Here is a 735-nt window from a genome sequence, read left to right as displayed (position 1 = left end):
AAGCCCCGCCACCGGGACACCGGCGATAAAATCGCCCCGACGGCGGAAACGGCAAACTTCCTGGCACGCCTGGATCACGAGCGTTTTCTGGCAGAGCAGACGCTGATCGGTGGCGGCAGTAACGATGCCACGCTGCGTCCGGCCCAGGTGCTGACGGTTGTCGACAGCACCATTCCCTCAACGCTGCCGGAACTGCTGTCGCTGCCGATGGTCATCGTGCGCACCGGCTTCACCGCCAGCCGTAAGGATGCGCTGAAGGTGACGATTGCCGCCGTACCCTTTAGTGAAACGCTGTGCTGGCGGCCGCCGCTGAAGCCGCGCCCGAAAATCAGCGGCACCCTGATGGCCCGCGTCACCAGCGCAAAAGCCAGTGACATCTACGCCTGGCAGGATGCGGCGGGCCTGTACCGGGTGAAATTTGATGCCGACCAGGACGACAAAGCGCGGGGCCAGGAGAGCATGCCGGTGCGCCTGGCTAAGCCCTACGGCGGCGACGTTTACGGCATCCACTTCCCGCTGATTCAGGGCACGGAAGTGGCGATTGCCTTCCACGAAGGTGACCCCGATCGCCCGTACATCGCCCATGCGCTGCACGACTCACGCCACGTGGACCACGTGACGGAAAAGAACGGCACCCGCAACGTGATCCGCACCGCCGGGCTGAACAAACTGCGCATGGAGGACAGGCGCGGGGAAGAGCATATCAAGCTGGGTACCGAGTACGGGGGGAAGACA

Annotated in this window: 1 protein-coding gene; it reads left to right on the top strand. The window is 64.1% G+C overall.

Annotation, left to right across the window (positions count from 1 at the left end):
- Nucleotides 1–735: type VI secretion system tip protein VgrG (vgrG, locus tag NV64_RS22605; RefSeq protein ID WP_146005543.1), on the top strand; the 735-nt coding region annotated here is incomplete at both ends.

This window comes from Erwinia sp. B116 (genome assembly GCF_002865965.1).
Taxonomy (GTDB): Bacteria; Pseudomonadota; Gammaproteobacteria; order Enterobacterales; family Enterobacteriaceae; genus Erwinia.
This window is presented reverse-complemented; position numbering and strand designations above follow the sequence as displayed.